Origin of the sequence: Pseudomonas sp. O230 (assembly GCF_045447035.1) — a bacterium.
Taxonomy (GTDB): domain Bacteria; phylum Pseudomonadota; class Gammaproteobacteria; order Pseudomonadales; family Pseudomonadaceae; genus Aquipseudomonas.
In genome coordinates this window covers 25,985-34,677 of record NZ_JBJGXN010000009.1, presented here as the reverse complement: position 1 = coordinate 34,677, position 8,693 = coordinate 25,985, and the positions used below count along the sequence as shown (strand labels likewise).

At 60.1% G+C, this 8,693-nt stretch carries 8 protein-coding genes; 1 reads left to right on the top strand and 7 read right to left on the bottom strand.

Annotated features, from left to right (window positions below):
• The first annotated feature begins 299 nt into the window (after positions 1-299).
• Positions 300-1,190: a tyrosine recombinase XerC gene (xerC, locus tag ACI77H_RS20030; RefSeq protein ID WP_150634298.1), complete on the top strand. Its 891-nt coding sequence runs from the start codon at positions 300-302 to the stop codon at positions 1,188-1,190.
• On the opposite strand, the gene ACI77H_RS20025 is transcribed toward xerC, so the two are convergent.
• The 7 genes from ACI77H_RS20025 to ACI77H_RS19995 form a co-directional block, all read right to left on the bottom strand.
• Positions 1,187-2,257 carry an ABC transporter ATP-binding protein gene (locus ACI77H_RS20025; RefSeq protein WP_407013453.1) on the bottom strand — a complete coding sequence of 357 codons (1,071 nt, stop codon included), beginning with the start codon at positions 2,255-2,257 and terminating at the stop codon, positions 1,187-1,189. The genes xerC and ACI77H_RS20025 overlap by 4 nt on opposite strands.
• Positions 2,254-3,852 carry an ABC transporter permease gene (locus ACI77H_RS20020; RefSeq protein WP_407013452.1) on the bottom strand — a complete coding sequence of 533 codons (1,599 nt, stop codon included), beginning with the start codon at positions 3,850-3,852 and terminating at the stop codon, positions 2,254-2,256. Before ACI77H_RS20020 ends, ACI77H_RS20025 begins: the two co-directional genes overlap by 4 nt.
• A gap of 3 nt (positions 3,853-3,855) precedes the next feature.
• Positions 3,856-4,869, bottom strand: coding sequence for an iron ABC transporter substrate-binding protein (locus ACI77H_RS20015; protein WP_407013451.1), 1,014 nt, complete (start codon positions 4,867-4,869; stop codon positions 3,856-3,858).
• Positions 4,870-5,010: 141 nt separating this feature from the next.
• Entirely contained in the window at positions 5,011-5,571 is a 561-nt protein-coding gene (locus ACI77H_RS20010) for a membrane integrity-associated transporter subunit PqiC (protein ID WP_407013450.1), read from the bottom strand.
• Positions 5,572-5,588: 17 nt separating this feature from the next.
• Positions 5,589-7,244, bottom strand: a complete 1,656-nt coding sequence (locus ACI77H_RS20005; protein WP_407013449.1) for an intermembrane transport protein PqiB — start codon at positions 7,242-7,244, stop codon at positions 5,589-5,591.
• Positions 7,225-7,875 (bottom strand): paraquat-inducible protein A, encoded by a 651-nt coding sequence (locus ACI77H_RS20000; protein ID WP_407013448.1) that lies wholly within the window; start codon positions 7,873-7,875, stop codon positions 7,225-7,227. Before ACI77H_RS20000 ends, ACI77H_RS20005 begins: the two co-directional genes overlap by 20 nt.
• Positions 7,872-8,468, bottom strand: a complete 597-nt coding sequence (locus ACI77H_RS19995; RefSeq protein ID WP_407013447.1) for a paraquat-inducible protein A — start codon at positions 8,466-8,468, stop codon at positions 7,872-7,874. The genes ACI77H_RS20000 and ACI77H_RS19995 overlap by 4 nt, the downstream gene beginning before the upstream one ends.
• Positions 8,469-8,693 lie beyond the last annotated feature (225 nt).

Sequence of the window (8,693 nt, the reverse complement as noted above, 5' to 3'; positions counted from 1 at the left end):
TGCCTGGACCGGCAGGTTGGGACCCGATCCGCGGCTTACAGGAAATATATGAGGTTAGGCGCGTTTTTGTGAAAGGAACATGAAAAACCAGTGGGCGAATCGTTTATATGCAGGCGATTAAGCCTGTGTTCAGACTTCTGCCGTTCATCACGTCGTTTAGTAGAAAACTCTTACAGAAGTGCTCCGTTTTATATGAACATTGTTTCAATTCTTAGTTGTTTTAATGATTTGTTTCCACTCAAGGCCGTTTTGTTTTGATTGACTTACCTGTTGCTGATTCAACTGCTGCAAAGAGCCCGATGACCGTGTATCTGGCGCGACTGGCGCCGTCCAGCCAACTGACCATGCGTTATGTGTTGCAGGACGCCGCCGATCGCCTGGGCTTCGAAGACATGAACGTCGAGGACATCCCCTGGCACGAGCTTCAGCCCGAGGATGTGATCGCGCTGGTCGCGGCCCTGCGCGAGGATGGCTACGCGCCCAATACGTCGTCGCTGTACGTCAACGCCGTGCGCGGGGTGATGAACGAAGCGTGGCGCATGAGCCTGATCAGTCAGGAGCACTTGCTGAAAATGCGCTCGGTCAAAGGCATTGCCGGCACACGGCTGTCGCAGGGGCGCAATCTGCGGCGCTCACTGATTCAGGAAATGATGGCGGTCTGTGCCGCCGATCCCCGACCACAAGGTTTGCGCGACGCGGCGATCATCGGGATTTTGTACGGCTCGGGCATGCGTAAATCGGAATCGGTGAACCTCGACCTGAATCAGGTGGATTTCACCGAGCGCAGCCTGCGGGTGACCGCCAAAGGCAACAAACAACTGATCAAATACGCACCGGCCTGGGCGTTCGCCAAACTGGACGCCTGGCTGGAGCTACGGCGTTCGCAGCTCAAGGACGGCGAGGTGGACGATCCGTTTCTGTTCAATCGGATCCGTCGCGGCAGTCACATCACCCGCGAGCGCATCACAAAACACGCAATCTATTACATCGCCCGCCAGCGGGGTGCGCAGGTCGGGGTGAAAATCATGCCGCATGATTTTCGACGCTCGTTCATTACCCGGGTGATTGAGGAGCACGATTTGTCGATCGCGCAGAAACTTGCGCATCACAGCAATATCCAGACGACCGCCAACTACGACGTGCGCGATGACAACGAGCGGCGACGGGCCGTAGACCGCTTCGATCTTTAAGGTTCGCTCAGCACATGGGCATGGCCGATGGTCGAGACGTGAACCGCGCTGCCGGTGGGTGGCGCGTACAGGCCCGAACTGCGCACCATGAGTGTGCGGCCGGGCTGTTCCGCTGAAGGCAAAGAATCCAGTTCCACGGTCAAGGTGCAGGTATTACCGCTGAAATCCCGCTCGGTCACCACTGCCCGGCACCCGACGGCCTCCGCCGCGCTCGGCCCTATGCCGACCAGTTGCAACTGCTCGGGCCGCAGCATGATCTGCGCGCAGTGGTTGTTGCGATGGTTATTGACCGGGATCCGCCCCAGATCACAATGCGCCCAGCCGGCCTCGATCCTGGCGGGCATGACCACGGCATCGCCGAGGAACAGCGCGGTTTGTTCGTCGTCGGGATAACGGTAAAGGTCCAGTGGATGACCTGACTGCACCAGTTGGCCTTCGCGCATGACCGCCAGTTGATCGGCAAACGACAGTGCTTCGCTCTGGTCGTGGGTAACCAGAATCGTGGTGACACCGGCATCGGCCAACAACCGCGCGACCAGTTTGCGCATGGCGGCGCGCAAGCCGGTATCGAGCGCGGAAAACGGCTCATCGAGCAACATCAGGCGCGGCTGTTGCGCCAGCGCTCGCGCCAGTGCCACACGTTGTTGCTGGCCGCCGGAAAGCTCATGGGGCCAACGATTGGCCATGCTGGAATCGAGTGCCACGCTGTCCATCAGTTCGGCAATACGCTCGTGTTTCATGGCGCCCTTGATCGACAGGCCGAAACCGATGTTGGCGGCCACCGTCATGTGCGGAAACAGGGCGCCGTCCTGCGGGACATAACCTATTTGGCGCTGATGCGCCGGAACCTCGTGTGTGTCGTCCACCAACGTCTGGCCATTGAGCGTCAGGCGGCCCCGGTCCGGAAACTCGAAACCGGCGATCATGCGCAGCAAAGTGGTTTTGCCCGAACCGGACGGCCCGACGATCACCGTGCGGCTACCCGTGGGCACCGACAGACTGATGTTTTCCAGGGCGCGATGCGCGCCATAGGATTTGCAGATCGAATGCAGTTCAAGAGCGTTCATCGGCCAGCCGTTCGTTTGGATTGGTGATAGAGGAGCCCGGTCAACGGAAGTGACAGCAAGATCATCAGCAAGGCATAAGGCGCAGCAGCGGCGTAGTCGATCTCGCTGGTCAGCGCCCAGAAGCCGGTCGCCAGTGTGCGCGTGCCGTTCGGGGCGAGCAGCAGGGTGGCGGTCAATTCATTGGTGATCGCCAGGAACACCAGCGCAGCGCCTGCGGCAGCACCGGGCGCGGCAAGTCGCAGGGTAATCACCCACAATGCACGACCGGGCGAGCGCCCGAGACTGCGTGCGATGTTCTCCAGCTCAACCGGTGCCTGAGCGATGCCCGCCCGCAAACTCACCAGCGCACGAGGTAAAAACATCAGCAAATACGCCAGCAGCACGGTGATCGTGGTCTGATAAATCGGCCGGGCGAAATGCACCGTGACCGTCACCAACGCCAGGGCGACCACAATGCCCGGCAACGAACTGGTGATGTAGTTGCAGCTTTCGAGGACCCGTTGCAGCCGACCCGGCGAGCGGATCGACAGCCACGCAATCGGAATCGCCGCGCAGGTGGTGAGGGCCGCGCCGACAACCCCGAGCAGCAGCGTCTGTTGCAGCGCCGGTATCAGCTCGGCCATTTGCCAGACCTGCGTGCCACCGGCGATCAGCCACTTGCCCAAGGTGATCAACGGCACCCCCAGTGCGAGGGCGCAGGTCACGACCAGCAAGGTCAGCGCGAGCACGGTTGGCAGCTTTTTCAGACGCACGACCTGCTGTTCGCGGGCGCTCCCGGAACCCACGCGGGCATACCGCGCATTGCCACGCGCCGCCGATTCAACGGTCAGCATCGCCAGGCAACACAGCGCGAGCACACCCGCCAGCATGTTCGCGGCTGGCCCGTTGAAGGTGGATTTGAACTGATCGAAGATCGCCGTGGTGAAGGTGTCGAAGCGGATCATCGCGTACAGGCCGTATTCGGCCAGCAGGTGCAGCCCGACCAACAACGCGCCGCCGCAAATGGCCAGACGCAACTGCGGCAGCACCACGCGAAAAAACACTGCCCAAGGCTTGAGCCCCATTGATTGCGCGACATCTTCAATCGCCGGATCGAGCCGGCGCAACGTCGCCGCAATCGGCAAATAGAGGAAAGGGAAGTAGGCGATGACCGACACCAGAACCCCGGCAAACAGCCCGTGAATCGGCGGCACCAGACTGACCCAGGCGTAGCTGTGAACGAATGCCGGGACCGCCAGCGGCGCGGTCGCCAGCAACGACCACCAGCGGCGCCCCGGCAGATCGCTGCGTTCGGTCAGCCAGGCGAGGGTTACGCCCAGCGCGACGCACAGGGGAATCGTGATCAGCACCAGCAACACCGTATTGATCAACAGCTCGCCGACCCGTGGCCGAAACACCAGCGCGAGCAAGGTCGTCCAGCCGGTTTGCACGGACACGCCGAGGACAAAGGCGATTGGCAACAGCGCCAGCAGCGAAACCAGCACCGACAAACCGATCACCCACGCACCGCCACGACCCACGAACACTCCGCGGGAGCGGCGGCCCAAATGTGCGGGTATCGCCTCAGCGACGCCCGCCGGTAATGTTTCAGGCATCAATTAGAGCAGTCCTGCCTGTGTCATCAGCTCAACGGCTTTCTTGCTGTCGAGTTTCGAGGCGTCGACTTTCGGCGCGTCGAGCTGCTGCAGGGGCACCAGTTTTGGGTTGGATTGCGCGTTCTTGCCGACCGCATATTCAAACGAATTGCCGGTCTTGAGGATGGCCTGGCCGTCTTTGCCGGTCACCCACTTGAGGAACGCCTGGGCTTGATCCTTGTGTTGACTGGACGCCAGGACACCGCCACCAGAAATACTGACGAAGGCGCCCGGATCCTGGTGTTTGAAATAGTGCAGTGCGGTGTTCTTGCTGTTCTCGCCGGTCTTGGCCTGATCACCGAAGCGGTAATAGTGATAAATCAAACCGCTGTCGATTTGCCCGGCGTTGACCGCTTTGAGCACGGAGCTGTTGCCCCGGTACGCGGTAAAGTTGCTTTTCATGCCCTTCAACCACTCAAGGGTGGCGGCTTCGCCCTTGAGCTCCAGTACGGCGGCGACAATCGCCTGGAAGTCGGCACCGGCGGGCGAGGCTGCCCAGCGGCCTTTCCATTTGGCGTCGGCGAGGTCCATCAGTGATTTCGGCAACTCGGCTTCGGGCAGTTTGCCCGGGTTATAGACAAACACCGTGGAGCGCGCCGCGATCCCGACCCATTTGCCATGGGCCGGACGGTAGGCCGCGTCGATTTGTTCGAGGGTAGTGGGCGCCACCGGCGCAAACAGCCCGGCGTTGTCCACCAGCACCATGGCCGGGGAGTTTTCGGTCAGGAACACGTCGGCGGGGGAGGCCGCGCCTTCCTGCACGATCTGATTGCCCATTTCCGTGTCATCGCCATTGCGCACTGTGACCTTGATCCCGGTCTCCCTGGTAAAGCCTTCGACCCAGGCTTTGGTCAGACTTTCGTGCTGGGCGTTGTAGACCACGATGCCGTCGGCATCTGCGGCGTAGACGTGGCCGGCACTCAGTAGGGCAGTGGCGAGCAGGGCTTTTTTCAGGAAAGAGGGGATAGGGCGATTCATGCGGTGGCGGCTCCCGTTATTTTAAGAATCGTGGACGCTGACAGACCGGAAGGGTCGTGAATGATTGTAGGTCAATACGAATCATTTGCAGGTTTAAAGCGGCGCCAAATGTAAGGGACGGAATGAGAAAAAAACGTCAATTCATTGCGCCACCGGGCAACCTTTTTGTGTTCCGCTCGCGGCCTGGTTGATCAACGCCGCCAGGCGTCTGACGTTGTTTTGCTGGGCTACCACCAAGTCATCAATGGACGGTCCTGAAGGTGTCTGCAACGTGCTGCGGCAGGTGATCAGCGTGTTATCGCCTTCGCCGGGATTGCGCAGACGCCATTTGACGTCGATCAAACCGTACTGCCCGGGTATCGAGTCGAAGCGTTGCACATCGAGGCGTACCGAGACTTTTTGTTGCGGATTGCTATTGGCCAGTTGATCGACTAATGCGCTGCGCAATTCGTCGACCAGGCTCGCGGCCCACCATTGGGTCTCGAGAATCGCCAAACCACTGTTGCCCTGACGAATGACGATCTGCGGGCGATCGACCTGAGGCGGAACGCTGAGGCCTTCGATCTGGATTTCTCCGCCGTTGCCGCGTGCGGTGCCGCTCAATTGTGTCGGTGTCAGCGTGTGGAACTGAATCGGGTCACTGCGGCAGGCGACGAGCAGTAGACACGCAGTGACCAAGCTAATCTTCAGCGAAAAAGCCATGGGTGTTGCTCCTGTGCTCAGTTGCGTGGTGGGCCCTGTAGATCCGCCGGTGCTGCGTTGTTGGGACGACCGCGAATCAGCGACTCCGGATGCCGGCCCAGGTAATCCGACAGTTCACGCAAGGAGCGCGACATGCGTCCGAGTTCGTCCAGGGTCTGGGTCAATTGCTCGCGTTGCGGCGAGTCTTCGGCGAGGGTCGAGCTGGCCGATTGCAGGGTCTTGCTGACGTCCGCCAGGGTGGTTTGCACGCCGGGCAAGGTCTTGGCGTTGAATTGCGCGAGGCCTTTGCGCAGCTCGACGAGGTTGCTGTCGAGGTTGCCGGCAATGCGCCCGATGGGCAGGTCGTTGATTTTGTTGACCATGCTTTCGAGTTTTTCCTGCAGCTGCTCAAGGCTGCCGGGAATGGTCGGAATGGACACCGGCCGAGCGGTGGGATCGAACACGACTTTCTCTGCGGTAGGGTAGAAGTCGAGCGCGATATAGAGCTGACCGGTCAACAGGTTGCCGCTTCGGGCTTGTGCCCGCAGACCGTTTTCGATGAAGGAGCCCATAAGCCTGACACCGGCGGCTTCGTCATTGGGGTCATGCTTCAACGCCTCAAGCATTCTGGCGTGAGCCTGACCGAGCCGTTGCGGGTAGATCACGATGCCGACGTTGACCGGGAAGCTGCGTTTTTTTGCATCGAAATCCAGATTGACCGACACCACTCTGCCGAACTCGATGCCTAGGAACTCAACCGGCGCACCGACCTTCAGCCCACGCAATGCCTGGTCGAAACGCAAACTCAGGTATTGCGCCTTGCCGCTGGGCGGGGCGAGGGCCGTTTGCGGGTCTTCGAACAGCTCGAAGGCGTTGTCCTCTTGCGCCAGCTTATCGTTGGGATTGTATTCCGGAGCCCTGAATGCAATGCCGCCCACCAATATGGACGACAGCGACTCAGTCTTCAGCGAAAAACCGTTGGCACCGACATTCACATCGATCCCGCTGGCATTCCAGAACCGGGTGTTTTCGGTGACGTAGGCGTCGTTGGGCGAATGGATGAACACTTCGATGTTCACCCCTTTGCCATCGACGTCCAGGGCATAGGCGACAACCTGCCCGACGGGAATTTTGCGGTAGTAAACCGGCGAGCCAATGTCCAGTGAACCGAGGTCCGGGGTATGCAGCATGAAGCGCTTGCCCGGTTCGCCATAAGTGATCGGCGGCGGGTTTTCCAGGCCTTTGAAGTTCTTCGCCCGCGCATTGGCCTGGCCGATGTCGGCGCCAATGTAGTCCCCGGACAGCAGCGTATCGATACCCGACACGCCGCCCGCGCCGATTCGGGGCCGCACCACCCAGAATTGCGAGTCTTCGCGGGTGAAACTTTCCGCCTGCTTGGCCAGTTTGATGGTGGCGTTGACGCTTTTCTGGTCGTTGCTCAGTTCCACGTCGGAGACATGCCCGATCACCACATTGCGGTATTTGACCTCGGTCTTGTTCGCGGTCAGACCGCTGCCGGTCTTGAACGTGACGGTGATGGTCGGTCCTTCCTGCAGGATGCTGTGCACCACCAGCGAAATACCCACCAGCACCGCAATAATCGGCACGATCCACACCAATGAAACGCTGAAACGACGGGTTTTGATCGGGGCTTGCCCGGGAGCTTGCGGCCCGTCAGTGGCTTGCGACTTCATCCATGACCTCCTCGTTTTTCGAATGGTGTGGGTCCCAGATCAGACGCGGGTCGAAACTCATGGCCGAGAGCATGGTAAACACCACCACCAGACCAAAGAACAGAATGCCCGCGCGCGGTTCGATATCGGCCAGGGCTTGAAACTTCACCAGCGATGCCACCAGGGCCACCACGATGACGTCGAGCATCGACCAATAACCGATGAGCTCAACGAGGCGAAACATTTTCGACCGCTCCTTGCGCGCCCACAGGCTTTCGCGTTGAACGGTAACCAGCAGTAGCGTCAGGGCGACGAACTTGATCCCCGGCACGGCGATGCTGGCGATGAAAATAATCAGGGCAATGTCCCAGGCGCCGTGCTGCCAGAAATCCAGCACACCGCCCATGATGGTGCTGTCTGCGCCGTTGCCGACCATTTTGGTGTTCATCACCGGCAACAGATTGGCCGGGATATAAAACACCAGCGATGTGAGCAAGTAAGCCCAGGTTCGGGTCAGGGCATTGGTTTTGCGCCGATGCAGCGGCGCACCGCAGCGCTCGCATTCGTGGGGCTCGCCGGTCATGTCACAGGCCAGGCCGCAGCTGTGACAAAGGCACAGGTTGAGCTCGCTGGCGACTGGGGGCGTCGTCATAAAACATCCCACAGTTCACGGACATCGCGCCCGGCGATGCGGATCATCATCAGGCTGAGAATGGCCAGGGCAAACAGGCCGATGCCGGGCAGAACGTCGAGTAACCCGGCGAGTTTGATCACCGCGACCATCGCACCCAGCAGGCAGACTTCCAGCATGCTCCAGGGCCGCAGGGTTTCCAGCCAGCGCATACAGAATCTGAAACCCGGCGAGCGGCGGGAGGAGAGGGCGAAGCTCAGAACCCAGATCAGCAGCAGCAACTGGAAAATCGGCGCGATGATCATGGCGATGGCCGCCACCATAGCGATGAAAGTGATTGGGCCCAGACTCAGGGCCAGCACGGAATCCCACAGCGTTGCGCTATTTTTCAGGCCTTGCAGGCTGATGCTCATGACCGGGTAGAAATTGGCGAATATCCACAGCACCAGTGCGGTGACAGTCAGCGCCAGCCGCTGCTCCACCGTCAGGCCGTTATAGCGCTGAAGCACGCCGCCGCAACGCGTACAGAGGGTTTTCTGATGTTTGGCGAGCGTGACTTTTTGATACACGCAGTCGCAGTGCTCGCAGATGATCATTGGGTCAGTCGTAGCCATAGGCCGCACTCGCCAGGACACAGGAAAGTCAGAGCACCTCCTCAATATAGAAGTGCCTCGCGATTGAGCAAATTAAAAGGCGGACGCACCAGTAACGGTAGGGGCCAGCTTGCTCGCGATTGGGCCTCGAGACTTGCGTTGATCCTGAGGCCGGCATCGCCGGCAAGCCAGCGCCTACAGGGATTGGTGTTTACCCGGCTGGTCGGATAAACACGGACAGCGTAG